The organism is Sphingobacterium siyangense (assembly GCF_023277505.1).
In the GTDB taxonomy this organism is placed as follows: Bacteria; Bacteroidota; Bacteroidia; order Sphingobacteriales; family Sphingobacteriaceae; genus Sphingobacterium; species Sphingobacterium siyangense.
The window spans coordinates 3,626,221-3,651,740 of sequence record NZ_CP080574.1; the positions used below are offsets into that span (position 1 = coordinate 3,626,221).

The 25,520-nt window shown below is 41.0% G+C and carries 23 protein-coding genes; 5 read left to right on the plus strand and 18 right to left on the minus strand.

The window, feature by feature from the left end:
• Positions 1-116: 116 nt before the first annotated feature.
• Positions 117-383, minus strand: a complete 267-nt coding sequence (locus K2F45_RS14975; protein ID WP_172840699.1) for a hypothetical protein — start codon at positions 381-383, stop codon at positions 117-119.
• A gap of 324 nt (positions 384-707) precedes the next feature.
• Here K2F45_RS14975 and K2F45_RS14980 point away from each other — a divergent pair, with 324 nt between their 5' ends.
• Positions 708-1,433, plus strand: coding sequence for an acyl-[acyl-carrier-protein] thioesterase (locus K2F45_RS14980; protein WP_075992885.1), 726 nt, complete (start codon positions 708-710; stop codon positions 1,431-1,433).
• 45 nt (positions 1,434-1,478) lie between these two features.
• On the opposite strand, the gene K2F45_RS14985 is transcribed toward K2F45_RS14980, so the two are convergent.
• The 16 genes from K2F45_RS14985 to K2F45_RS15060 form a co-directional block, all read right to left on the minus strand.
• Positions 1,479-2,108, minus strand: a complete 630-nt coding sequence (locus tag K2F45_RS14985) for a gluconate 2-dehydrogenase subunit 3 family protein (RefSeq protein WP_075992886.1) — start codon at positions 2,106-2,108, stop codon at positions 1,479-1,481.
• Positions 2,109-2,127: 19 nt separating this feature from the next.
• The gene (locus K2F45_RS14990) at positions 2,128-3,561 is read right to left on the minus strand and encodes a Gfo/Idh/MocA family protein (RefSeq protein ID WP_075992887.1); all 1,434 of its coding nucleotides are present in this window, start codon (positions 3,559-3,561) and stop codon (positions 2,128-2,130) included.
• A 19-nt stretch (positions 3,562-3,580) separates the two neighbouring features.
• Complete coding sequence (locus K2F45_RS14995; RefSeq protein WP_075992888.1) at positions 3,581-5,266, minus strand: GMC oxidoreductase; 1,686 nt, start codon at positions 5,264-5,266, stop codon at positions 3,581-3,583.
• 42 nt (positions 5,267-5,308) lie between these two features.
• Positions 5,309-6,553 carry a nucleoside permease gene (locus tag K2F45_RS15000; RefSeq protein WP_075994834.1) on the minus strand — a complete coding sequence of 415 codons (1,245 nt, stop codon included), beginning with the start codon at positions 6,551-6,553 and terminating at the stop codon, positions 5,309-5,311.
• Between the two features lie 95 nt (positions 6,554-6,648).
• Positions 6,649-7,572, minus strand: a complete 924-nt coding sequence (locus K2F45_RS15005; RefSeq protein ID WP_075992889.1) for a hydroxypyruvate isomerase family protein — start codon at positions 7,570-7,572, stop codon at positions 6,649-6,651.
• A gap of 15 nt (positions 7,573-7,587) precedes the next feature.
• Entirely contained in the window at positions 7,588-8,610 is a 1,023-nt protein-coding gene (locus K2F45_RS15010) for an FAD:protein FMN transferase (protein ID WP_075992890.1), read from the minus strand.
• 12 nt (positions 8,611-8,622) lie between these two features.
• Positions 8,623-9,936, minus strand: coding sequence for a Gfo/Idh/MocA family oxidoreductase (locus tag K2F45_RS15015; RefSeq protein ID WP_046672915.1), 1,314 nt, complete (start codon positions 9,934-9,936; stop codon positions 8,623-8,625).
• A 26-nt stretch (positions 9,937-9,962) separates the two neighbouring features.
• The gene (locus K2F45_RS15020; RefSeq protein ID WP_248931753.1) at positions 9,963-10,931 is read right to left on the minus strand and encodes a formylglycine-generating enzyme family protein; all 969 of its coding nucleotides are present in this window, start codon (positions 10,929-10,931) and stop codon (positions 9,963-9,965) included.
• A gap of 236 nt (positions 10,932-11,167) precedes the next feature.
• Positions 11,168-11,758, minus strand: a complete 591-nt coding sequence (locus K2F45_RS15025; protein WP_075992892.1) for a hypothetical protein — start codon at positions 11,756-11,758, stop codon at positions 11,168-11,170.
• 5 nt (positions 11,759-11,763) lie between these two features.
• Positions 11,764-12,507, minus strand: coding sequence for a hypothetical protein (locus K2F45_RS15030; RefSeq protein ID WP_075994835.1), 744 nt, complete (start codon positions 12,505-12,507; stop codon positions 11,764-11,766).
• Between the two features lie 324 nt (positions 12,508-12,831).
• On the minus strand, positions 12,832-13,095 hold the full coding sequence (gene rpmA / locus K2F45_RS15035) for a 50S ribosomal protein L27 (protein ID WP_046672918.1): 264 nt from the start codon (positions 13,093-13,095) through the stop codon (positions 12,832-12,834).
• A gap of 44 nt (positions 13,096-13,139) precedes the next feature.
• Positions 13,140-13,451, minus strand: a complete 312-nt coding sequence (rplU, locus tag K2F45_RS15040; protein WP_028068281.1) for a 50S ribosomal protein L21 — start codon at positions 13,449-13,451, stop codon at positions 13,140-13,142.
• 160 nt (positions 13,452-13,611) lie between these two features.
• Positions 13,612-15,654: a M13 family metallopeptidase gene (locus K2F45_RS15045; protein WP_248931754.1), complete on the minus strand. Its 2,043-nt coding sequence runs from the start codon at positions 15,652-15,654 to the stop codon at positions 13,612-13,614.
• 29 nt (positions 15,655-15,683) lie between these two features.
• Positions 15,684-17,192 (minus strand): carbon-nitrogen hydrolase family protein, encoded by a 1,509-nt coding sequence (locus K2F45_RS15050; protein WP_248931755.1) that lies wholly within the window; start codon positions 17,190-17,192, stop codon positions 15,684-15,686.
• Positions 17,193-17,610: 418 nt separating this feature from the next.
• The gene (locus tag K2F45_RS15055; protein ID WP_046672455.1) at positions 17,611-17,952 is read right to left on the minus strand and encodes a DUF3467 domain-containing protein; all 342 of its coding nucleotides are present in this window, start codon (positions 17,950-17,952) and stop codon (positions 17,611-17,613) included.
• A 36-nt stretch (positions 17,953-17,988) separates the two neighbouring features.
• Positions 17,989-19,107 carry a M42 family metallopeptidase gene (locus K2F45_RS15060; protein WP_248931756.1) on the minus strand — a complete coding sequence of 373 codons (1,119 nt, stop codon included), beginning with the start codon at positions 19,105-19,107 and terminating at the stop codon, positions 17,989-17,991.
• Between the two features lie 271 nt (positions 19,108-19,378).
• Here K2F45_RS15060 and lgt point away from each other — a divergent pair, with 271 nt between their 5' ends.
• The 4 genes from lgt (at position 19,379) to K2F45_RS15080 (ending at position 23,165) form a co-directional block, all read left to right on the plus strand.
• Positions 19,379-20,194 carry a prolipoprotein diacylglyceryl transferase gene (gene lgt, locus K2F45_RS15065; protein ID WP_075992897.1) on the plus strand — a complete coding sequence of 272 codons (816 nt, stop codon included), beginning with the start codon at positions 19,379-19,381 and terminating at the stop codon, positions 20,192-20,194.
• Between the two features lie 154 nt (positions 20,195-20,348).
• On the plus strand, positions 20,349-21,539 hold the full coding sequence (gene trpB, locus K2F45_RS15070; protein ID WP_216640366.1) for a tryptophan synthase subunit beta: 1,191 nt from the start codon (positions 20,349-20,351) through the stop codon (positions 21,537-21,539).
• A 94-nt stretch (positions 21,540-21,633) separates the two neighbouring features.
• Positions 21,634-22,176: a L,D-transpeptidase family protein gene (locus tag K2F45_RS15075; RefSeq protein WP_075992898.1), complete on the plus strand. Its 543-nt coding sequence runs from the start codon at positions 21,634-21,636 to the stop codon at positions 22,174-22,176.
• Positions 22,177-22,598: 422 nt separating this feature from the next.
• The gene (locus K2F45_RS15080) at positions 22,599-23,165 is read left to right on the plus strand and encodes a helix-turn-helix domain-containing protein (protein ID WP_075992899.1); all 567 of its coding nucleotides are present in this window, start codon (positions 22,599-22,601) and stop codon (positions 23,163-23,165) included.
• Between the two features lie 166 nt (positions 23,166-23,331).
• Here the strand turns inward: K2F45_RS15080 and K2F45_RS15085 are convergent, their stop codons facing one another.
• Entirely contained in the window at positions 23,332-25,512 is a 2,181-nt protein-coding gene (locus tag K2F45_RS15085) for a DUF4954 family protein (protein WP_075992900.1), read from the minus strand.
• Positions 25,513-25,520: the final 8 nt, after the last annotated feature.

Sequence of the window (25,520 nt, forward strand, 5' to 3'; positions counted from 1 at the left end):
TCTTTTTGCAAGAGGTCCTCTTAGAAAGGAACACAATACTGATACGCTTCTTAACAGCATCTATCATTAAAAGCGAAAGGCTCCTTAACTAAATGAGGAGCCTTTCGTTTGTCTATTTAATAGTCAATCGCTATAATAGATCTCAGCGGTATTAAAACGCCACTTTTAATCTGAATATATCTATCGGTTAACGACCATACAGTGGTCTCGATACGCTTTGGTCCGGAATCAGTCTCAAAGGCGATTTCAGTTTTGGATTTAAACTCATTTCCCAACCGAAGTGCCCCTTTCAATTTATCCATAAAAGTCGCTGTCTTATCTTCACTCGCCGGGATAAATTTAAATTGAGGAATTTCCTCTTTAGCTATTAGTTCTCCAACCATAATACTAGCATTTAATGTGTAAATTATTGTTTTGCGCTATGCTACTTTTATAACGCTTTAAAGCCAATCTTATTTTATCTCTTTCTGCCATTGGCTTATTTAAATCTACCGATTCCCATGATAAAAATCAATAAAATCCTTGAAAACTATCATTTATTTTACAATAAAAAAACGATTGTACTTTAGACACACTGCATTACTTTGAGGGTCACTAGCAAGCCCAACAGGCATTTATAACGAGATATCTAAATATAGTGTCATTTCATTTTGAATTTATAGCCCAAATCATTCATATTGCCTATTTTTGATCAAAACAATATGTAAATGGAAAAATCTGTTTTTGAAAAAGAGTGGGAAATTTATTTCACACAATGCTATTCTAACGGCCGTATTCGTTTCTCCGATTTATCCAATATCCTGCAGCTTACCGCGGGAGAACATGCCAATGCTGTCGGATTCGGTTTTAAAGAAATGGCCAAACATAACCAAACCTGGGTTCTTAGCCGCATACGCATAGAGATTGCACGGTTGCCCAAATGGATGGATCATGTCAAGGTAAAAACTTGGGTTCAAGAATTAGAGGGCGCACGCTCAACGCGGAATTTTGAAATTACAGTCAATGGACAGATCTATGTTACTGCAACCAGTTATTGGGCTGTCATCAATACCGTGAAAAGGAACTCTGAAACACTCGCAATTTCCACCGAAGATTTTACCACCTATCCTGATCGCCCGGCAACACAACAGCCATTTTCAAAATTGGATATTTCCCAGACCGTCAAAAATATTGATGAATATAGCGTTAAGCTCTCTGACCTGGATATTGTCAATCACGCCAACAATGTAAAATACCTGGATTGGTGTATGGACAGATTGCCCATTGAGCTGGTATTGACCAATCAGATCAGATCCTTGGAGATGAATTACCTGCGTGAATTACGTTATAATGATACGGTAGAAATTAATGGTGATGCAACAGATCAAGGTTACTTTATGACGGTTACTAAACAGCAACGAATCCACTTTGCTTTGGCTATAGAAACAAAATAAAAAGGGAGGCTTTGGGCCTCCCTTTATTTTACATATAGCATCATGTTATGCAAATGCCTTATCTCCTTTTTTGTAAGGAAGGTTGCCATCAAATCTTCCTGGGATCTTCACAAAACGCAAAGCTTTTGTACAACCCAGTTCTGAGTTAAAGAAACCAGTCAATGTCAACTGTTTGAACATCGTAAACCAGTGTGGTGGATCGTTCTCAACATAATTGTACAATTGATTTTGTTTTTCTTTATTTTTCTCCAGAATATCTTTTTGATCTTCAGCTTGCTTTTTATTAAACTCGTTTGCTTCTTTATCCAAAGCAGCGGCAACAGCTGTTCTGTCTTCAGCAGAAAGCTCCAGGAATGGTTTTCCTTTCACCTCTTTTGCTTTATCATCTAAGCTCCCAAAACCCGTTAAAAATGCTTTTTGTTGCTTCTCCGTATAACAATCGCGAACCATGACCGGAATAAAACTTCCTACCCCTGCTTCTTTCGCGCCCGGAGTTGCGGTAGCTGGTAAAATTGCTTCAGCCAAGTCACCTAATAAATCAGTTGTCTTCGCTTCAAACAAGGCTTGTACATCTTTTGTTGCTGAGCGTGTACAACCTTCCAAAAATAAATTAGCGCCGATAACGGTACCTCCTAAAATTAAGGCAACTCGTTGTAATGCTTCTCTTCTATTCATACTACTAAATATCTTAATTTTAGAAATTATATTTCATTTCCCAACCTTCTCTGTAATTACGTTTTACATATTGATTGACGTTGTCAAAATTGGTGACACGCATGTTATCGTTATCCCACAACAATTTTAAGTTACGTCCAGGGTATTTACCATCAATACGTAAATCAGCCCCTCTGATCGCCAGGTTAGCCATTAATAAAGCTTCTGTCAACGGACCTGCTATTTCAAAAGGTGAGCTCACTTCTTTCTTGCCGTATCCAGCTTGACAAGCTTCAACCCATTGTGCATAGTGTCCGCCTTCTTGTCCTTGAACACGGGCATATTTCTGTGCCACTTGCTCTTTTCTCGAAGTAGGTAACAAGCGTGCATTTTGGCCGTAGGTATCAGCAAGGATTTTACCTTTTGTACCGACAAGTAAGATACCATTACCACCGTCACCAAAAATTTCGTTTGGACCTAATTCATCTGGACGGGCAGGCTGAATACCACCATCCATCCAATGTAAGGTAACAGGACCATTTGTACGTGGCGTTTTAGGGAAAGTTAATGTCGCATGGCTCGATGGAGGGCAGCTTTCAGGGAAATATCCGCGTTTGAACTCATCCACATACACCGATCCAACAGTTGCCTGTACATCTTGTACATAAGTCAATCCTAAAGTACTGAAAGGAACTTCCAACAAGTGGCAGCCCATATCGCCCAATGCGCCAGTACCATAATCCCACCAGCCACGCCAGTTGAAAGGCACCAATTTGTCAACATACTCTTTATGCGGCGCTGTACCTAACCAAAGGTCCCAATCCAATTCTTTTGGAATTTCAGCTTTACCTGTAGGCCATGCAATACCTGAAGGCCATACCGGACGATCTGTCCAACAATATACCGTATGTACATCACCGATCAGACCTGCTTCGTACCATTCACGTACAAAACGCGGTCCATCATTTGATGCACCTTGATTTCCCATTTGGGTAACAACCTTATATTTCTTAGCTGCATGCGTCAATGCTCTCGCTTCCCATACATCGTGAGTCAACGGTTTTTGAACGTACACGTGTTTACCCAATTGCATAGCTGCAAGCGCTTGAATCGCATGCTGATGATCTGGAGTTGATACAGAAACGGCTTCTATACGTTTGTGCTCCTTATCCAACATCTCACGGTAGTCTTTGTAATATTTTGCTTTCGGGTAACGTTTCAACGCACCAGCTGCACGACGGTCGTCCACATCACACAAGAAAGCTAGATCTGCTTTTCCTGAATCATGGAATGCGTTGATGTCACTAAAACCTTTACCCCCTACACCAATACCTGCTACTTGTAATTTGTCACTTGGAGCTGTAAAGCCATTTCCGCCCAATACATGGCGAGGGACGATCATAAAAGCCGCAGCAGCTGTTGCCGCGCTCTTTATAAAACCTCTTCTACTCGTCTTATTTGAGTTATTTTCCATTGTTATCAATCTTTAGCTATTAGATGTTACCTTTTTTCAATTCGCTCACTGCGAAATCAACCGCACGAGCAGTAAGCGCCATATACGTTAATGAAGGGTTGACACAACCTGCAGAAGTCATACATGCACCGTCCGTTACGAAAACATTCAATGCATCCCAAACTTGGTTGTTACCATTTAATACCGAAGTTTTTGGATCACGCCCCATACGGGCAGTTCCCATTTCGTGGATACCTTGACCCAGACCATATACGTTATCGTATGTATAGGTATCCTTTACGCCAATGCTTTCCAACATTTCCTTCATTTCATTTTGCATGTCACCACGCATCTTCAATTCATTATCCTTGATCTCAGCGTCAAAAGACAATACAGGTAAGCCCCATTTATCTTTTTTGCTCTTGTCAAGTGTAATTTTATTTTCGTGATATGGCAAGGTTTCCCCAAATGCGGTGAAGCCAACCGTCCAGTCGCCTGGCTCACAGATTGCATCTTTCCAAGCGCCACCTACTTCCATCTCGGCAACAGCACCAGACCAACGTCCACGACCCGCAGCACCTTGGTAGCCAAATCCGCGTACATAGTCTCGTTTTTTGGTATCACCTTCGACGTTCACGAATCGTGGTACATATAAACCTGTTGGTCTACGCCCATATACATAGCTATCCAAATAGCCATCTATTTTACCACCAGCACCACAACGGAAATGGTGATCCATCAAATTGTGGCCCAATTCACCGCTGCTACTACCAAGTCCGCCTTCCCAAACATCTGTAGCCGAGTTCATCAATACCCAAGTCGAGTTCAATGCAGATGCACAAACAAAAATCACTTTAGCAAAAAATTCATAAGTTTGGTTTGTTTCAGCATCAACAATCTCAACGCCTTTTGCCTTTTTCGTGTTTTTATCGTAGATAATTTTTGTTACGATGGAAAAAGGACGTAATGTCAAGTTATTTGTCTTTTTTGCCGCAGGAAGAGTCGCCGATTGTGTACTGAAATAAGCACCAAAGTTACAGCCCAACCAACATTGATTTTGATATTGACAATTTACACGGTCATGATGCGGAACGGTAATGTTTGCTGTTCTACCCATGATGAAATGACGTTGACCACCATATTGTTTTTTCAAACGCTCAGCCAGGTCTTTTTCAACAATGTTCATCGCCATTGCAGGCATGTAATCTCCATCGGGCAAAGATGGCACACCATCTCTATTTCCAGAGATACCCGCAAATTTTTCAGCATAACTATACCAAGGGGCAATATCCTTATAACGAATCGGCCAATCCACACCGTGGCCATCTTTCAAGTTAGCTTCAAAATCCAAATCACCCAAACGATAAGATTGTCTTCCCCACATTAAAGAACGTCCACCAACATGATACCCACGGTACCAGTCAAAACGTTTTACTTCGGTATATGGACTCTCTTTTTCATTTACCCAAAAATCCAGGTTCTTCTCATTCAAAGGATAATCTCTACGCAAAACCGGATAATCTTCGATCATTTGTTGCGTACGACCGCCAGCATGAGGCCATTCCCATGGATTTTTATTTGGCGCAGTATAATCCTTGATGTGTTCAATGTTACGACCACGCTCCAGCATAATTGTTTTCAGCCCTTTCTCTGTCAATTCTTTCGCAGCCCATCCACCACTTATCCCCGAACCGATTACAATTGCGTCATAAGTATTTGTTGCCATCTCTCTTCTAATTATTTGTTTTTAAATAGTTATTTTTTCTGTTTAATGTGCAGCATTTGTACTGTCGATCTTTTCGTCCTTAAATAAAGCTAAAAAGATAAAAAATACAACAGCTGCGATAATTGCAGGTACAACCCAAGTATGATTCCAGAATGCCGCCATATCAGTTGCTTTCAATTCTTTGTACTTGTCTCCGACATAACTTGCTACCCAGAAGCCGATCAATTGTCCAACACCATAGGTTGCCAAAGTGATCAAGCCCTGTGCTGCTGATTTGTATTTAACACCAGCTTTGCTATCTGTATAAATCTGTCCCGAAACAAAGAAAAAGTCATAACAGATACCGTGCAATGCAATACCGATCAACAACATGAACGATAATTCACCCGCATTGCCATAAGCAAATAACAGGTAACGGATTACCCAAGCCAACATCCCCACAAGGATTGTTTTCTTAAAGCCAAATTTTGTAAAAAATACAGGTAAGGCTAATAAAAACAATACTTCCGATGCCTGACCGATTGTCATTTTACCCGTTGGATTTTCCAGACCTATTTCTGAAAGGAACAAATTTGCATTTGAATAGTAAAATGCCAAAGGAATACAGATCAATACCGACGAAATGAAAAAAATCAAAAAGTTTTTGTCTTTCAATAATTTGATCGCATCCAGACCAATGATTGATGCAAAGGATGGTTTTTCATTTTCATCCAGTTTAACCGGCGGTGTTTTAGGCAATGCAAAAGAAAACACCCCGAGTACCAATGAGGCAACACCTGACATTAAGAAGGTATTTTTCAAGGCTCCCTCTGATGCAGCAGCATCCCATCTAAAGATATAACTGATTGCAAGACCTGCAACAATCCAACCGATTGTTCCCCAGATACGTATACCTGAAAATTGTTTTTCCGGATTGGTTAATTGGCGAAAGGAAACCGAACTAGCCAAAGCTAATGTTGGCATGTAAAGTATCATATAGGCCAATACATACGGATAAAATGTCGACATATCTGCAGCACCATACATCTGATACATCAATACCGCACCGACCAAGTGTAAAACACCCAAAATACGCTCCGCATTGAAATAGCGATCTGCAATCATTCCGACAATAAAGGGAGCAATAATAGCACCCAATGACTGTGTTGAAAATACATTGGCCATTTCAAAATCCGTTGCATGTAGATTTTTGCTCAAGAAAGTACCTAATGTGACAAACCATCCCCCCCAAATAAAAAATTCGAGGAACATCATGAAGGATAGTTTAAATTTTATTGTTGATGAAATCATAAAAAAAATGGTGTTTTACAATACTACTAATTGGTTTTACCTGCTCAATTTAAGAAATTAAATCTAATTGTCAATAGTACACTATTAAAATATTACAAAAAGCTATCGACCTCCCGATAAGCCGCCACCAAGCGATCCTCACCCTCTTTACCAGGTTTGGAAATACCATGTTCCATCCCCATGATACCCTTATATCCTTTACTATGAATGTGTTTGAATACGTTTTTATAATTGATCTCTCCTGTAGTCGGTTCTTTACGGCCTGGATTATCGCCGATTTGAATATAAGCAATTTCATCCCAGCAACGATTCATATTTGCAATTAAATCTCCTTCGGTACGCTGCATATGATAAATATCATATAAAATTTTACAGGATGGACTGTTCACGGCCTTACATAAAGCATACGTCTCATGTGTTTGCTGCAAAAATAAATCTGGTGTATCACTTAAGGTTTCCAACACCATCACCAAACCATGTGGTTCAAAGATCTCAGCACCCTTACGCATCGCAGTAAGTATGTTGCTGAACTGATTACCCCAAGGCAGTTTTCTTTCATAAAAGCCAGGGACCACAGTCAGCCATTTTGCATTGCAGCGCTTGGCAGCTTCGACAGACTTCTTGCATGTTTCGACAAACTTGTCTAAATACTCTTGTTTACCCGTCGCTAAAGAAGGCATCCAGTTTTGTCCGCCATCCACAACAAATACACCCATTGTCATGCCTAACTTAGCCAATAAATCACCGATCTTCTTCTGCTCATCCAATGTTCTGCCCAAATAGCCATTATCTTCTATTCCACGAAATCCCAAATCATACATATACCGAATTTCATCCAGGAAATTGTCACCTGCATGATTTTTGAACATCCCCTGATGGGGGGCATAATTTAAGTTAAATGTCTTTCCTTTATCCATCGTATTTGCTGTATTTTGAGTGGTTGACGCAAAAGTCTGCCCAGCTAGTCCTGCCCCGGCGGCCAAAAGACTACCTTTAATAAAATCCGATCTCTTCATTTTATTTATAATTGATTAATTTTTAAATAATTTACCAAATCCATCCGAATAAATCGCTTCAATGGACTGATTTTTATTTTTAAAAATGACAAAAACCTCCACACCCTTCAATTTTTTGGCCTTTGTCTTAATTTGTTCGGGTTCCATGCCCATAAAATAATTATCCAGTGCATCTGCTTCCATAGCAGTCTTCGCATAGACGCTGACACTCAATATATCGGTCATGTATGGAAAACCCGAAACAGGGTCGATATGATGACCCAATTTTTTCCCTTTGTACTTAATAAACTTTTCAAAACTGCCGGCCGTTGTGAGCGCCCCTTCTTTGAGCTGCGCAACAGCGGTCATCAATTCCTCCCCGCCCGCATCATCGGGCTGAACAATACCAATGGAAAAGCCCTGTCCACCTGGCGGAGTCCCCAAAGCCCTGATTTCACCACCGACCTCTACCATATAATTGGCAATTCCCTTTCGCCCAAGAAAGTCGGCCAAAACATCCACCGTATAGCCCTGGGCAATACCATTGACATCTATTTTAATCCCTTTCTTCTTTTTGAACAGCCGATTGCCGCTAACCTTCAGATAGTGCATTCCCATCAGTTCCCTCGCTTTTAGCACTGTCGCCGAATCTGGGGCGACCGGACTCTTATTAGCACCAAAGCCCCATAGGTTGACTAGCGGGGCAATAGTAATATCGAATTGACCTTTCGATAATTTATGATATTTAAAGGAAGCTTTTATCACCTTGGCCATATGACTATCCATCACGATAGACATTACCGTATCTGTATTGAACTTGGATATTCTCGAGTCCTTCCGATAAATTGACATCGACAAATCGATCGCCGTTAAAATACTGTCAACTTCCGACCGTCTAACAAGACTGTCGGAAGCGAAGTAAGTGATATGGAATTGAGTGCCCTGCGCGGGTCCCTCCAGCCGAATTTTATGGAGTTTCGTTGATGGTATTTGCGCCTGTACATCAATGCAACAAATCGTGACAAAAAATAGAAGACACAAATTCCACCTTAATCCCATCGGCCCCAAAACTTAAATATATAGGTTTGTGTTTTGACCAGGCATCGCTACAGGGTAAAAACCTTCTGCATCCGGAAGTAACTTTGGTTTAGCATCCCAGGCAAGTACATCTGGCCCCAGTTTGATAGTAGATTTCAAGGCTTCATCCCATTTGATCACCTTACCTGTATAACAAGCGATACGCCCGATAATACCTGTCAACGTACTATAAGCACCATATTCTGCATTATCAAATTTATATTCGCCTTTCGAAATTGCTGTAAAAAGTTCTTTATGTTCTTGTTGATAAGGATTTGGATTGCCCTTGGCATCATGGCGATAGATTTCTTTTCCTTTCCAGTCGTACAATACAGCCTGTCCACCTGCAGAAAGATAAGCACGTCCTTTTGTTGCCTGGAATTGCTCGTCTACACGGTTATGTATACCCTCAAAGTGTCTACACTGACTATAAACAACACTGTTATCAGCATAGGTTAATTCTAATGCAAAATTATCATAGATTTCACCATACTCTTTGCCTGTACGGTGTGCTCTGCTCCCTGTACCTTGGATCGATACGGGATAAGCGCCTTTTACCCAATTGGCGATATCAATATTGTGCACGTGCTGCTCAACGATATGATCGCCACACAACCAGTTAAAATAATACCAGTTACGCATTTGGTACTCCATTTCAGTTTGCTCTGGCTTGCGCGGACGCACCCATACGCCACCTGAGTTCCAGTAGACTTGTCCAGAGGTAACATCACCGATAGCACCTTCGTGAATACGTTTGATAGCCTCACGGTAATTCGTTTGATAACGGCGTTGCAAACCAACCACAACATTCAATTTTTTACGTTTAGCTTCTGCAGCCACACGTAAGACCTGTTGTACACCAGGTATATCAACCGCTACCGGTTTCTCCATGAAAACATGTTTACCTTGACGGATCGCTTCCTCAAAATGCATTGGTCTAAATCCTGGAGGAGTTGCCAAAATAACAACATCGGCCAATTGAATTGCATCTTTATACGCATCGAACCCTACAAATTTATGGTTGTCACTTACATCGATCTTATCTTGCCATTTTTCTTTCAGCGTTTTATAAGTACTTTCTAAATTATCTTTAAAAGCATCTGCAAGTGCCACCACTTTAATGTTCATTCCCGAACTTAACGCATCAAATGTAGCTCCAGTTCCGCGGCCCCCACAGCCCACTAAGGCAACTTTGATAACATCTGAACCAGCAGCATATGCACCTGATAAAGGCATTGAGCTCAACACAGCGCCCCCAGCAACTACAGCAGAAGTTTTAATAAAATCTCTTCTTTCTAGATTTTCCATAACAGTTTTATATTGATTATTTTATATTAAAAGTCTTTGATTGGCTGTTTGTCGTAATAAGCCATAATTTCTTCGTGACTGGGTGGATTAAGGGGTCTTACCAGTCTCATACCCACAAATGGGGCTTCCGGAAACCACCAGTTACTTTTTGGAATTTGTGGATCCAACTGTTTCCACATGGGATCTGAAGCACCACGCGCTGCAGAGCGCATGTCCTCGGCCCCACTGTCAAAAGCACCACCTCGTACAACATGTGGATACAGGGTTGTCGGAACAACTACGGGGTTGGTCAATACCTTTCCTTTGCCTTCATTGTAACTATCGGCCTTATATTGGTCATAAGTCCACTCAGCAACATTGCCATAAATATCATAAAGGCCCCAAGGGTTCGGTTTCTTCTGTCCTACAATATGTGTTTTCTGTTCACCGTTATCTTTAAACCAGGCATAATCTGCTAATGGCGTTGCTTGATCACCGAAAAAATAAGTTGTCTTTGAACCAGCTCGGGCTGCATATTCCCACTCAGCCTCTGTTGGTAAACGATAAAACACACCCGTACGGACATACAACCACTTACAGAATTGGATGGCATTGTAATGGGTCATCGCCAAGGCCGGGTGTCCTTCTTTTCCAAAACCAAAAGTCATATCCAAATAGGGTTTGGTAGGTCGCGTAACGGCATCAATCTCTTTGGATACTTTACCGTCCTTACTCTTTGCGATCTCATAATCTTTATACAGAAACGGTTCAAAGAGATCCCAGGTTACTTCATACTGCCCCATCCAAAATGGGTCCAACTTCACCTCATGTGCAGGTTTTTCATCTTCTTTCCCGCCGCTTGTAGTTCCCATTTTAAAACTACCACCAGGGATTGCTAGCATTTTGAACGTCAGATTGGTTCCTTCAATGGGTTGCTCATACGGTTCGAACGTCTTCTGAGCCATAGCGTGCACGCCAGCAAATAACAAAACAGGAATAAAGATTCTTTTTAACATATTTAGGTTTGTAATTAGAGACTAAAATATAAAATAAGGTGTATACTTTACACTTTGACACTATAACTTTTTTATTACAGTTTAATTCTTAACATAATAGTCCATTCGTAATAACGATTTAGCAAGATACTGATTAGGATCCTCGGGGAACTTAATTAGCCTGAAAATCAAGATCAATAAAAAAGGTTTTCCATTTTCATGGAAAACCTCGATATCTTATCACAGCATGCCTGTGTCTAAAGCAGAATCTTACGACTTACCGCCTTATCGATGGTAATATACCCCGGGTAGAACACCGACTGCCCTGCGATATTGATAGAAGGTTTAACTTTTAACGTAAATATTCCCTTTTTATTCTCATCGCTTGACATTAAAAAATCCTGCAGGTCCGAATTCTTCAACAAATCATAGATATTGGTGGCTATACGCACATTGGCCACTGTAGATTCTCCGGGCTCTATTTGTAATGATTGATTCACAATCCCTTCCACAAGCTGCTGTCCGCCGTAAAGAATGATATACTGGAACTTATTAATAGACGCTTTTTTGAGCGTCGGGTTATCAATTTTAAGTCGGATAACTGCATCCAATGGAATATCTTTCCGCAAATAGGCCAATGCCAAGCTCGGCGCCGCTCCCAGGTCAATTTGATTATTCCTGATCAGTCGTTGCAATGATGTTCCAGCCAACCGAATACTATCTACCGATTCCACATCGAACTTACATTTCGCCAAATTTTCGATCTGTGCCTTTTGTCGATTCACACCACAGCCGGAAATAAACAAACCCAGCAGAACCAAACATCCAAATAAAATTTTCTTGCTCATAGCCACTATTTTCCTCCAAATTTATATAAAACTCCCAGTGTAAACAATGGGTAACCTGCTTTTAAATAGGTATTACTTTTAAAACCGAATACCATACCGTTCGTATATTGCAACTTCCATCCTTTCCCTAACCCCATTCTTGTATAAAATACAGGTTCAATAAGCATATTATCTTCTTTCTCTGCCGGAAGACCATCAATAGCAAAATTTTTCATACGCATATTGCTCAGCCGGATAATGGTACCGTAATCGATATCATGCCGGTTGCCGAACAATTTCAGAGCATCCTTTTTCTCCGATGAAAAGTTCACCTGCACAAACACCTTGTCAAAATCCATGTCCTTCGTTTCCACAACGGCCTGTCCCATCGTCGACGAACGCTTATCAACCACGCTGGTATTACCCAGCCCATAGCCCCCGTAAACCTCAAATACACGATTATTTTTTCTACCAAAGCGTGTAAAATAACCTATCCCCGCTTCACCCATCTTTTGTGCATAGTCTTTGATATTGGATCTATTATCGACATATGAACCATTGGCAATGACAGCCACATGATCAGTTACAGCTACCCCCAGGTTGGCCGATACATTGGCCTTTGAATTGATATTGCCGGAAACATAGACCTCGCCAGCTTCTGCAAACATCGGCGCTGAAGGCACATTGGGCATGTAAATCGAACTACAGGAATAAAATGAACAGGCAAATAACCCGGCACACAAACCATATCCAAACTTGTTGTATTTCATATGTAAGTATTTATTCAATCGTGCTTGCATCCAGTGATATTTACGAATGCTTTGCCTATTGTCTTAAAAACACCTATCCTTTATAAAAATTGTACCAAAACGGTTACATTTAACAGAAAATAACAATTTAAACAGCCCAAAAAGCTTAAAAAGCTCAGTACCAAGCACGATAAATTCAATATACCAGGTAGCAATTCCGCAGAGCAGCCTGCTATCCTGCTCCAGCATCACCCGATAGCAGACACATCGGAACAGTAGCTAAAAGTATAAACAACAAAAAAAGGCATCAATTTCTTGATGCCTTTCCAATATTGTTGCAAAACCTTACGCTTGTTCTGTAGGAACTACAGATACATAAGATTTATTGTTAGCTTTTTTACGGAAAACTACTTTACCGTCTACTAAAGCGAACAATGTGTGGTCTTTACCAATACCAACGTTTGTGTCAGGATTGTGTTGTGTACCGCGTTGGCGTACGATGATGTTACCAGCGATTGCTTGTTGACCACCGAAGATTTTGATACCTAAACGCTTGCTATGTGACTCACGGCCGTTCTTAGAACTACCCGCACCTTTTTTGTGTGCCATTTCTTTATCTTAATTTAAGACTATTTGTCTGATTAAAAATTCAATTATAACGTAATACCAGTGATCTGGATTTTAGAAAATTGTTGACGGTGACCGTTTTTCTTTTTGTAGCCTTTACGACGTTTTTTCTTGAAAACGATAACTTTATCGCCTTTTAAATGAGACAAAATTTTAGCCGAAACTTTTGCACCAGCAACGCTAGGTGTACCAATGGTAAATTTACCACCGTCTTCTGCTAACAATACATTGTCAAATTCAATACTAGCGCCTTCATCTCCTTGTAAACGGTGTACAAAAAGGAACTGGTCTTTTGCAACCTTAAATTGCTGTCCTGCTATATTTACTATTGCGTACATTGTTAATTAATTAAATGTGTTATTAAATGAAGGGCAAAAGTAATCAGTTTTTATCATAATTCAAAGACAAATTTACTTTTTCGTTTCCAATTAAACGTTATCAGTTGAACAGCATTGTCTTAATCCGTATCGGGACAATGCTGTTCACCCCAGTTTTCGCTTACCAAACCAAAATTCTCTTCTCAGGTGCTACATACATTTTTGCCGTAGGTTGTACATTAAATGCTTTATAGAAGGCCCCCATATTGTATACGGGACCATTTACCCGAAATTGTTCGGGGCTATGTGGATCAACTTTTAAACGTAACCGCATGCGCTCATCGCTGCTCTTTACGCGCCACACTTGCGCAAAACTCAGGAAGAAACGTTGATCTGGTGTAAAACCATCAATTTTATCCTGTCCCTGCCCTTGCTTGGTTAATTTGAAAGCATCATAAGCAATATTCAAACCGCCGATATCTGCCAGATTTTCACCTAAAGTAAGCTCACCGTTTACATGTTGATTGTCCAACAGTGTAAAGCCACCATATAACTTCGCTACCTGATTGGCGCGTTCCGTAAACTGTTTCGCATCCACTGCCGTCCACCAATCGTTCAAGTTACCGTCTTTATCATATTGACGCCCCTGATCGTCAAAACCATGTGTCATCTCGTGTCCGATAACGGCACCGATAGCGCCATAATTGATCGCATCGTCCGCATTGGCATCAAAGAATGGGAACTGCAAGATGCCGGCCGGGAATACTATTTCATTATATGGTGGATTGTAATAGGCATTCACCGTAGGTGTCGTCATCAGCCATTCGGCCTTGTCAACCGGTTTACCAATTTTACCTGCCATTTCTTTATAGGCATGCTTTGCAGCAGACTGTAAATTGGCATAGTAGGTATCTTTGGCAACCTCCACATCACTGTAATCTTTCCACTTCTCCGGATAGCCGATTTTTTTGGTGAACGCTTCCAATTTTTCAATTGCTTTCTTTTTGGTTTCAGGCGTCATCCAGTCCAATTTCTCGATACGGCTCTTATAGACTTTTTGCAAATTGTCGACCAATTCGAGCATTCGTTTTTTTGCCTCGGGTTTGAAATACTCATCCACATACAGCTTCCCGACAATCTCGCCAAGGTTCTCGTCGGCCGAGCTCACCATCAGCTTCCAACGCTCTTTCTCCTGTTTCTGTCCATTCAGGGTTTTTCCGAATAATTCAAACTTTGCATCTCTGAAACCTTTGCTCAGTGCCGTCGCAGAAGCATTCGCTAAATCTGCTTTTAGTTTTGTTTTCCAACTATCTAAGGACTGTGATTTCAACAAATTATTCAAAGCAAGATAAAATTTGGGCTGCTGTACCAAAATGGTATCGGTCTTTACATCCAAACGTTGCAAAATATCTTTCCAATTGAGGTTTGGTGTTTGCTTTTGAAATTCCTGTACCGCAAATTTATGGTAGTTTTTGATGGGATCGCGCAATTCCACCGGTGTAGCATGCGATTTGGCTATTTCTGTTTCCAAGCGCAGCACTTCCTCTGCCGACTTTTGTGCATTTGCCCCTTCGCCGATTAGTCCGAATAATTTTACCAGATACGCAACATAGGCCTCCCGGATTTTCTTCGCTTTGTCATCCTGATCCAAGTAATAACTTGCTTCAGGCAGGTTAAGTCCCCCCTGGAAAAATTGCAATGCATTTTTAGTGCTGATACGGTCATCTGCAGCCACATAAAATGTAAAAAGATCACCATCACCCTCTTTAAATCCATCCGCAGCATAAGCAATCAATTCATCGATACTTTTCAACCCATTGATTTTTTGAATGGCCCCTTCGATCGGTTTCGCGCCCAATTTATCAATCGTCACCGTATCCATACCACTCGCATAGAAATCGCCGGCCTTTTGTTGATCGGAACCTTTTTTGTTATCAGACTTCGCCGCACCTTCCAAAATAGATTTCAGGTTTGCCAGGTTTTCATCAGCAAGAATATAAAATGAACCCCAGCCAGTTTCAGAAGCCGGGATCTGGGTATTTTTCATCCAGCTTCCATTCGCATATTGGAAGAAATTATCTCCTGGATTCACTGTGGTATCCATGCCTGAGACATCAAAAAAATTTGTGCGGACCTCCTGAGCAGTATCGCTTTTCTTATTTGACTGACATGACATCATCATTAAGACTATGGATAGCGTCCCCCATTTGACTTTTTGTATCATATTTTAAGAGATTAAAAGAGTATTTAAATTTACTTCAAAAGTTTAACTTCATACAAATCCTTCCGTCTATCCTTCTTGACTTTAACGGTACCGTACTCATGCAGGTCTCTCAGGGCATAAAGATCAACGTCAGCAATAAGCACCATTTCGGCATTCGGTGTCGCCTCAGCTTTAATGGCATTATTGGGAAAGGCAAAGTCCGAAGGGGTAAAAACAGCGGACTGCGAATATTGTATATCCATATTATTCACACGCGGCAAATTACCTACAGAACCGGCAATAGCCACATAACATTCATTTTCTATCGCCCTAGCCTGTGCACAGGTACGCACCCGGATGTATCCGTTTTGGGTATCCGTCATAAAGGGCACAAATAGGATCTGCATCCCCTGATCGGCCAAAATACGGCTCAGTTCAGGAAACTCTACGTCGTAACAGATCAACAGTCCCACCTTACCACAATCGGTGTCAAACACCTTCACCTCACTTCCGCCCACCATACCATAATATTTAAATTCATTTGGGGTGATGTGAATTTTTTTAAACGCATCCAGCTTACCGTTGCGATGACAGAGGTAGGAAACATTATACAGCTTTTTGTTTTCCATCAAAGGCATCGACCCGGCAATGATATTGACATTGTAGGATACAGCAAACTGTTGAATACGATCGATAATCTCTGAGGTATGTTGCGCAAGCCTCTCCATTGCCAGGCGCTCGGGAAGATCATTATACGGACTCATCAACGGCGTATTAAAGAATTCCGGAAACATAATAAAATCGGTTCCATAATCACTCACCGTATCCACAAAGAATTCTATCTGATCGTAAAATGCCTCAAGATTATCAAATAAGCGCATCTGCCATTGCACCAGTCCCAAGCGGATCGTCTGCTTGGTCGTCGAAATGGAACGCGTCTCTGACTCATAATAAATATTATTCCATTCCAACAGAGTAGCGAATTCCATGGATTCAGCATCTTCGGGCAGATAATGCTTAAGTATTTTTTTGACATGAAAATCATTTGAAAGCTGAAAGGTCAGCGTCGGATCATAGATCTCTTTACGTTTGACTTTCTCGATGTAAACCCGCGGACTCATTTTATCCGCATAGTTATGGTAATTGGGAATACGCCCCCCGGCAACAATACATTTGAGGTTCATCTGTTCACACAGCTCCTTACGTGCATCATAGAGACGGCGTCCAAGACGTAGGGCCCGATGTGCCGGATGGACAAATACTTCTATTCCGTACAGTGTATCTCCATCATCACTATGTTTGGTAAACTTACCGTCATCGATAATATCATAATAACTATCGTAAATATTATTCTTCTTTGAATTCAGGATAATCGACAAGGCACAAGCCACCACATGTCCATCAATCTCCACACATAACTGCCCTTCGGGAAATAATTCTATCAAATCCTGAATATTTTCCTTTGACCAGGTTTCGCCAACACCATCGTAAGCCTCTTCCATCGATTTTTTCAAATCAACATAATCCTTCTTTGTCAAGTTACGCACTTGAATATCCATATAAATCTCCTTTTTGAAATTAGTTATTTAAATTTAGTAAAACTAAAGGCCAAGTCCAAAACTAGCAGGTGGCAACAAGCGAACGCCAGATGGCACCCAGTTTCATATTTTAGACAGTGCTTACTCAGTGATTGTTCAGTGCTCGTTCAGTGATTGCTCAGTGTAGACTGAATATGCACTGACTTATTACTGTTTAAACACTGATTAAAAAATGTTAATAGATACTATCTGGTATGCAGATCTTTCAATTTTAATATAGATCTTGATGATCTTATACCTTAACAGGCAGTTAGGGCAATCGTCTTTTTCATACATGAACCGAATCGGAGTATCGGAAAGACTTTGCTAAAATTAAGGACATAAAAAAAACGCCAATGTTCAATTGGCGCTTCGATATCTCAATGATAGCTGCTATCAACTATGCTTGACCTTGTGGCGTTCCAAAAGGGAATGCAACTGTAGGATCGCCACCTTGTTGAGGTTGTTCAGCAACACCTAAGTCCATTTTAATTGGGCCATTTAATGCTTCGAAACGGTTCACGTTATCAACCAATGCACCTAACAAGCGTTTTGCATGCTCTGGAGTCAAAACGATTCTTGATTTCACTTTTGCTTTTGGCACTCCTGGCATCACACGGATAAAGTCAACCACAAATTCAGTATTAGAGTGAGTGATAATCGCAAGATTTGAGTAGGTACCTTCTGCTACTTCTTCTGTCAACTCAATGCTCAATTCGTTTTGATTTTGGTTATTTTCCATAATAATTCTAATGATAAGTTAATATATTCTTAAATTCTACTTTGTAAATGTTCTAAAGTCTTGTCCGTTCTCAATATTCAATAATGTCTCGTAGATCAATCTGATCACGTTGTCAACATCTTCTTTATGTACCATCTCCACTGTTGTGTGCATATAACGGAGCGGTAAAGAAATCAATGCCGACGGTACACCACCATTGCTATAAGCAAATGCATCCGTATCAGTTCCTGTAAAACGAGAGGAAGCCTGACGCTGGAAAGGAATATTATTCTTTTCAGCAACCTTAACCAACAGTTTATTCAGATTGATCTGAACCGCTGGAGCATACGACAATACAGGGCCTTTTCCTGAAAACAGATCTCCCTGCGTGATCTTATTGATCATCGGAGTTTGTGTATCATGTGTCACATCGGTTACGATAGCGACATTCGGTTTGATACGATCTGCAATCATTTCGGCGCCACGTAAACCAATCTCTTCCTGCACCGAATTTACGATATATAATCCAAATGGCAATTTCTTTTTATTCTCTTTTAGCAAACGAGCAACCTCAGCGATCATAAAACCACCGGCACGATTGTCCATAGCCCGCCCAACATAATAACGGTCGTTGAGGATAGAGAATGTATCTTCGTAGGTAATAACACAGCCCACATGTATACCTAGGGCTTCAACCTCTTCTTTGGTACTACAGCCGCAGTCCAAAAAGATATTTTTCAGCGAAGGATTTTCTTCTTTCTCTCCCGAACGTGTATGAATTGCCGGCCAGCCGAATACAGCTTTGATAATACCCTTTTCCGTATGGATATTCACGCGCTTAGACGGTGCAATCTGGTGATCTGAACCACCGTTACGAATCACATAGATCAGTCCATCTTTTGTAATGTAATTGACAAACCAAGAAATCTCATCCGCATGCGCCTCTATAACGACCTTGTACTCCGCTTTTGGATTGATTACCCCTACAGCTGTACCGTAGTTGTCAACGAATGTATCGTCGACATAAGGCTTCAAATAATCCAACCACAGTCGCTGTCCTTCCCACTCAAATCCTGTAGGAGAAGCATTATTGATATATTTTTCAAAAAATGAAAGCGAATCTTTAGTCACAACCGCGTTGTGCTTCGGCTCTTTTTTCTTGTTTTTTTCTGCCATCTTTTCCTTTTCTATTTACTTTCGTCAAAATATGAAAATTTCAATGAAATGCAAAAGTAAAAATGTTTTTTGAAATATTGTTTGCGCAATTTATTTTAGATCATAGCCCCTTATTTTAGTAAAAAGGATCAGCAAAAGACAATATTTCATTCACGATGAATCAATTAAGTTCGCAGCCCAATGATATTATATTTAAAAACAAATTGTAGGAATAAAAAATGAGATTAAAGCTTATCTTTACTCCAAAGTAATTTAAACAGCTATAAAATTTATGAATTCAATATTAAGTGCAATACATTGGAATATTGACCCGGAAATGTTCAACTTTGGCGCCTTTGCCCTTCGCTATTATGCCTTATGCTGGTTATTAGCGTTTTTTGTTTCATACGTGATCATGTTGCGTATATTCAAAAAGGAAGGCCGCACACAAGAACAGCTGGATCAGCTTTCAATTTATATTTTCCTGGGCACTTTGATCGGAGCTCGATTAGGACACTGCCTATTTTACGATTTTGACTATTACAAAGATCATATACTTGAAATATTCCTTCCATTTAAATGGGATAAAACAGGATTTCATATCACCGGCTTTGCAGGTTTGGCTTCTCACGGCGGCGCCATCGGCATTATTCTCGCGCTATATTTATTCTGCAGAAAAACAAAAACCGACTTTCTATGGCTAGCGGACCGATTGGTTGTCGTAGTCCCTATTGCCGGTGCACTTATCCGTATCGGAAACTTCTTCAATTCTGAAATAATTGGTACCCCTACAGATTTACCTTGGGCTATTGTCTTCGAACGTGTCGACAATGTACCGCGCCATCCGGGACAGCTTTATGAAGCAATCGCTTATATTTTGATCTTTATTATCATCGGTTCCCTATTCAAATCGAATCCCAATCGCCAAAAAGGTCAATTATTTGGCATATTCCTGGTCTTATTATTTGGCGCCCGTATGGTCTTGGAACATTTTAAAATTGATCAGGAAGCCTTCGAGCAAAGTATGGCTTTAAACATGGGCCAATTGCTGAGTATACCTTTTATTCTGGTGGGTTTCTACTTTATCTTCCGGAAAACCAAAGCTTAAAACAGGGCGCAATAAGCCCTTATTTGCAAATACAAGATTTAACAGGCATCTTTTCTAGAAAAGATGCCTTGTTTTTTTCCAATACCTGCAAAGATTACTATATTAGGCTTCAATAAATAATATATCCTTTTACAACAAGAAACTTAAGCCTAAAATGAGTCTAACACAAGCAGCATCTGTCGAAGCAAACGAAAAGATGCTCCAATACAATGGTCAATATGGAGCGTACGGCGGATCTTATATCCCCCCGGTACTGGAAGAACAATTAAATAAACTGGCTTCTTTTTTCGATAGCCATGTCCAAAAAGAAGAATTTCAGAAAGAGTTTATTGCGATCTTAAAACATTATGTCGGTCGCCCCTCACCTTTATATTACGCCAAGAATTTAAGTGAGTATATTGGCTCCAAAATCTATTTGAAGCGGGAAGATCTCAACCATACTGGTTCCCACAAGATAAACAACTGTATCGGTCAAATTCTTCTGGCCAAACAGATGGGAGCAACAGAGATCATTGCCGAAACTGGCGCCGGTCAACACGGTGTTGCAACAGCAACAGCGGCTGCATTGTTAAACATACCATGTAAAGTATTTATGGGCGAAATTGACGCTGCACGCCAGGCGCTGAACGTCAAACGCATGGAATTGTTAGGCGCCGAAGTTGTAACGACCAACTTAGGTAGCCGTACATTGAAGGATGCCGTCGATGCGGCCTTGATGTATTACGTTGAAAATCCAACATCCTATTATCTACTGGGATCTCATGTCGGCCCGCACCCCTATCCAAAAATGGTCGGCTATTTTCAAAGCGTTATCGGTAAGGAAGCACGCCAGCAGATACTTGATCAGGAAGGGCGCCTTCCAGACAGCATCTTCGCCTGTGTAGGTGGTGGCTCAAATGCCATTGGCTTATTTTCGGGTTTCCTCGATGATCATGAGGTCGAAATTCATGGTGGCGAAGGCGGTGGAACCGGAACTTATCCAAAAACAGCTGCGACACTTTCTTTTGGCAAACCAACCGTATTCCAGGGAACCTTTTCGTACTGTTTGGTCGATGATGAGGGCAACCCGATCCCGTCAACCTCGGTGTCTGCAGGCCTTGACTACCCGGGGATATCGCCACAACATGCCCAGCTAAAAGATAGCAATCGTGCAAACTATCACCCCGTGACAGATGCAGAAGCGATTGAAGCCTACAAGCTACTTTCCCGACTGGAAGGTATTATTCCGGCCATTGAATCATCCCATGCTGTTGCCCTTGCGGTGAAATTGCTAAAAGACAAAAACAAAGTCGCTATTGTGAACCTCTCGGGACGTGGCGACAAAGATGTTGACCGCGAATTCTAAGCTGCAGCATCAAAATACATGAGTAGGCCGAGTGCAGGGCCCTAGGTTAGGCACTCGGTCTAAACGTTTTATCCATTAGCTAACAATCTCCAAGATGAAGCGACCAAGAAATCGTCGAATAGTTTTAAAAACAGTAATCAGCCTCGTCATCTTACTTTGCCTGGGCCTGATAGGCTATAATCTTTATCCAGAACCAACGTTGGATCAGCATGCCAAAGTAGACAAGCTTATCGTCTATAAATCAAAAAGAACACTATTGGCCTATAGTAAGGGAAAGCTCCTAAAATCTTACCGTATTTCATTGGGCGGCCAACCTGTGGGCGCCAAAGAATTTGAAGGCGATTTAAAAACACCCGAAGGGCTTTACACGATCAACGATAAAAATCAATATAGCAGCTATCACAAAAACCTGGGGGTCTCCTACCCAAATGAACAGGATATTGCCCACGCCAAAAGTTTAGGAAAAGATGCCGGTGGCGACATCAAGATCCACGGACTTCGAAACGGACTAGGCTTTATCGGTAAATTGCAGCGCCACATGGACTGGACTTTCGGTTGTATGGCACTTACAAATGCAGAGATTGACGAACTTTTTGATGCTGTTCCGATAGGCACAGCTATTGAAATAAAACCCTAACTGGAATAAAGACATAACTAAAATAACTCTTGACTGAAACATACCCCTAACGTCCTCAAGGCTAAAGCGTCGAATGGCCCGCCCATTACGCTCATCCGCTGGCCGCTTAGCCGTTCCCCCTATTTAACCCTATACCCCGTTTTCAAAATACTACAAGATAAACCCGAAATATTACAACCCCATGTCTAATAAATTATCGATTTTTGAGTTTACATTAGTAACTTGTATTTAAAATAATTCCGATGGAATATCCAATGTGATAAACACAAATACCGATGACCACATCACAGCATGCACGGCATCCAAGAATTAAATACACCTGCACAAAATCAACAGGAAATTCCATAGGACCTCTAAACGACAATATGTGAAGCATTCATAACTACCATTGGATGCAGACTTAAATCAGTAATAATTTATATATGAAACTTGCAATAAAGAATATGGTATGCAATAGATGCATTATGGTTGTTGAAAATGAATTGGCTAAGCTCAATCTCCATGTTAAGCATATTTCTTTGGGCCAGGTTGAGATTGAAGAAGAGCTGACCAAAGCGGAGAGCAAGCAACTTGCCTCAAATTTTTCGGCACTTGGTTTTGAATTGATTGACGATAAAAGAACCGTCATCATCGAACAGGTAAAACATATCGTATTGGATCTTATCCGTAATCAACATAACGACACCACCCTTAATCTTTCCGAAATCATCAGCACGAAAGTTCACCATGATTACAACTACATCTCCAATCTTTTTTCGGATGTTGAAGGCATAACCATCGAAAAATACGTCATCGGCCAGAAAATTGAATATGTCAAAGAGTTATTGGTTTACGATGAACTTACGTTGAGTGAAATTGCCTATAAACTCAATTACTCCAGTGTTGCTTATTTAAGCAATCAATTCAAAAAAGTAACCGGATTGACGCCAAGCCACTTTAAGCAGATCAAAGACAATAAACGCAAACCACTTGATAAGATCAACGACTAAGGACCTGCGATGCGCTTCACAGCACAGGAAGAAATCAAAGTTTGACCACTTCTGGCTATCGCAGAAAAAGAATATACAACGCCACTTTTGGGATATTACCAGCTGTCAAGACCGTTAATACGTGGTTCACAAAAAAAGAAAAGGCTTCCGAGCGGAAGCCTTTCTTTTAAAATTGCCCTTTCAAATTAGCAACCCTTATCTTAAATATCTCTAATTCTTTTTGTTGTTGATTGATAAAAGAATTTTCCTCTAGTTTTCCTACCACAATATCACGTTCTTCATCATTGGCATAAACCATGTTTTTGAACTGATTTTTGTAGTCTTTGGCACGGGATTTATAAATCTGTTCACCAATCCAGATACGGTGTCCAAGCGCCTGATCCAACAAAGATACAATTTTATCTGTTGATAAAACCATACCTTCCAAATTTAAGATTTCTATTAAAGACAAGAGTGCATGTTCACGTTTATCTAAGGGGTATGCTTTACTTTTATCATGATAGAATTCATGAATATCATCCCATGAATCTATTTTTTTTGATTTGACGTCATCTAGGAAAGTTTGCAGGGCATTGCTTTCGATCAGCTGTCCACCTATATTTTCCCAGCTCGTACGCGATCTACCCGATAAGGTTCCAATAATATCCTGCAGTGACAGGTCTTCCTCGAGGGCATCCATCAGGTGCAGTACACCATAGTATTTAATAAACGAACGATATAAATGATAAGCCTCGCCAACCTTCTGAATAACAGTCGGTCTGCGTGAATTTTCGGCTCCTTGCAGCAAAATTGTCTGATCTTTTAGGTCCATGTTGTTGGCAAGCAGTGCCCGGCCGGCAACAATACGTTCGTGCTTATCCTTCCCAACTGCATTGTGGAGACTATCTGCCACGGCCAAGGCCAGCATATCCATCCCTTCAAACATTTCATTCACCGTATCCGGTGCCAACATATCGTATTCAAAATATTGGTTTTTAAAATGTCGATTGTCCCGCGCCGCATACTTATTGGCATTCCGTACCAAAGCATACATATTGTACATAAACCAATACCCCGGAATCAAGACCAGTTGATCATGTTGTACGTCATTGCTCACTAAGGTAAAAGGCAACTTGATATCCAGTTCATGCAGAAAATCCCCTTTTACAATAAGGCAATACGATGCAAACCTGGAGTTGTGTTTTAGGCTCACACAGAGTCCAGGCCAAAAACCACGTCCCGCAATAATTTCACCGTCCGCAGCTCTGGAGTTGTGATTGGATCCTACGGTTGCTCCAGCAGCCATATTACTTTGGCCCATCACCAATGCCGCACATAAAAACGAGTTGTTATGGTGCTGTTCGTGCGCTGGAAAAATCAAGGAATTTAACACTTCACAACAGGAAATTGTCGAGTTGTCTCCCAAATAAGAGTTGATTAGGCGCGCGCCATATTTCAACTGCGAATAGGAAGCCAGGATAAAACGTACAGCTTTAACGCCGTAAAATATACGACAGCCATAGCCAATAATTCCATTAACAAGCTCACAACCCTCTCCGATCTGTGTATACGATTCTTGCGAGGAATTGACGGTTACATTTTTCAGCTTACTCACCCCTTTGATATAAGCATCAGTTCCGATCTTGACATTCTTGATCGTTAACGTATTTTTGATGACGCAACGGTCGCCAATCTGACTGTAATAGCCCCGTTGACTTCCAAATTTCTGATCAGTCAGTTCTCCAAATCGCTGCTGTAAAGTATGATCATGTCGATTGCGGGTCCATAGGTACACATCTGCAGCCTGCATACCATCAAAAGGGTAAACCGAACGGGCACCATTTTCGTTGCAGAGTTCCAGCTCGATCCGTTTTTCTGACTCTTCACCATCACGGAGAATACCATTACCGAATTTGGCTGTACTACCGGTCTCCATTTCCTTGATCTGGCTCAACAGCACTTCATTACCAACAATAAAGTAGGACAAGTAACCCACATGGTGGACAGCAACATCGTCGCCAAAGTCCGAACTGATGATCGTCGAATGATACAGGCCAATGGGCAGCTGCAAATTGCGGTAATCCAGGTAACTCGGACTCAAATTGCCAATACGGACCAGACCATAGAATTTACAGTGCTGAACCTGATTCGGATCAAAGACTGCCGATACTTTGACCTTGGACCAGTCTCTGGACCAGTTTCCATTGTTAATCAACTGTTGAACCTCCGTTTCCGTCAGATCACGATAGTCATTACGCGGGTTTTGCTGAAAGCGCAGGGTATATTCGTCCTGTCCTGTTGGAATAAACTCATCTGGGATAAATCCATAGCCCAGCTGTTCCAAAGGTTTCTTCTTCAATACACTCATCGGCCTCC

Bases quoted from the DNA above. Each gene is read 5' to 3' on its own strand.
- K2F45_RS14975 (WP_172840699.1), bottom strand. From the start codon at position 383: ATGGTTGGAGAACTAATAGCTAAAGAGGAAATTCCTCAATTTAAATTT.
- K2F45_RS14980 (WP_075992885.1), top strand. From the start codon at position 708: ATGGAAAAATCTGTTTTTGAAAAAGAGTGGGAAATTTATTTCACACAA.
- K2F45_RS14985 (WP_075992886.1), bottom strand. From the start codon at position 2,108: ATGAATAGAAGAGAAGCATTACAACGAGTTGCCTTAATTTTAGGAGGT.
- K2F45_RS14990 (WP_075992887.1), bottom strand. From the start codon at position 3,561: ATGGAAAATAACTCAAATAAGACGAGTAGAAGAGGTTTTATAAAGAGC.
- K2F45_RS14995 (WP_075992888.1), bottom strand. From the start codon at position 5,266: ATGGCAACAAATACTTATGACGCAATTGTAATCGGTTCGGGGATAAGT.
- K2F45_RS15005 (WP_075992889.1), bottom strand. From the start codon at position 7,572: ATGAAGAGATCGGATTTTATTAAAGGTAGTCTTTTGGCCGCCGGGGCA.
- K2F45_RS15010 (WP_075992890.1), bottom strand. From the start codon at position 8,610: ATGGGATTAAGGTGGAATTTGTGTCTTCTATTTTTTGTCACGATTTGT.
- K2F45_RS15015 (WP_046672915.1), bottom strand. From the start codon at position 9,936: ATGGAAAATCTAGAAAGAAGAGATTTTATTAAAACTTCTGCTGTAGTT.
- K2F45_RS15020 (WP_248931753.1), bottom strand. From the start codon at position 10,931: ATGTTAAAAAGAATCTTTATTCCTGTTTTGTTATTTGCTGGCGTGCAC.
- K2F45_RS15025 (WP_075992892.1), bottom strand. From the start codon at position 11,758: ATGAGCAAGAAAATTTTATTTGGATGTTTGGTTCTGCTGGGTTTGTTT.
- K2F45_RS15030 (WP_075994835.1), bottom strand. From the start codon at position 12,507: ATGAAATACAACAAGTTTGGATATGGTTTGTGTGCCGGGTTATTTGCC.
- rpmA (WP_046672918.1), bottom strand. From the start codon at position 13,095: ATGGCACACAAAAAAGGTGCGGGTAGTTCTAAGAACGGCCGTGAGTCA.
- rplU (WP_028068281.1), bottom strand. From the start codon at position 13,451: ATGTACGCAATAGTAAATATAGCAGGACAGCAATTTAAGGTTGCAAAA.
- K2F45_RS15045 (WP_248931754.1), bottom strand. From the start codon at position 15,654: ATGATACAAAAAGTCAAATGGGGGACGCTATCCATAGTCTTAATGATG.
- K2F45_RS15050 (WP_248931755.1), bottom strand. From the start codon at position 17,192: ATGGATATTCAAGTGCGTAACTTGACAAAGAAGGATTATGTTGATTTG.
- K2F45_RS15055 (WP_046672455.1), bottom strand. From the start codon at position 17,952: ATGGAAAATAACCAAAATCAAAACGAATTGAGCATTGAGTTGACAGAA.
- K2F45_RS15060 (WP_248931756.1), bottom strand. From the start codon at position 19,107: ATGGCAGAAAAAAACAAGAAAAAAGAGCCGAAGCACAACGCGGTTGTG.
- lgt (WP_075992897.1), top strand. From the start codon at position 19,379: ATGAATTCAATATTAAGTGCAATACATTGGAATATTGACCCGGAAATG.
- trpB (WP_216640366.1), top strand. From the start codon at position 20,349: ATGAGTCTAACACAAGCAGCATCTGTCGAAGCAAACGAAAAGATGCTC.
- K2F45_RS15075 (WP_075992898.1), top strand. From the start codon at position 21,634: ATGAAGCGACCAAGAAATCGTCGAATAGTTTTAAAAACAGTAATCAGC.
- K2F45_RS15080 (WP_075992899.1), top strand. From the start codon at position 22,599: ATGAAACTTGCAATAAAGAATATGGTATGCAATAGATGCATTATGGTT.
- K2F45_RS15085 (WP_075992900.1), bottom strand. From the start codon at position 25,512: ATGAGTGTATTGAAGAAGAAACCTTTGGAACAGCTGGGCTATGGATTT.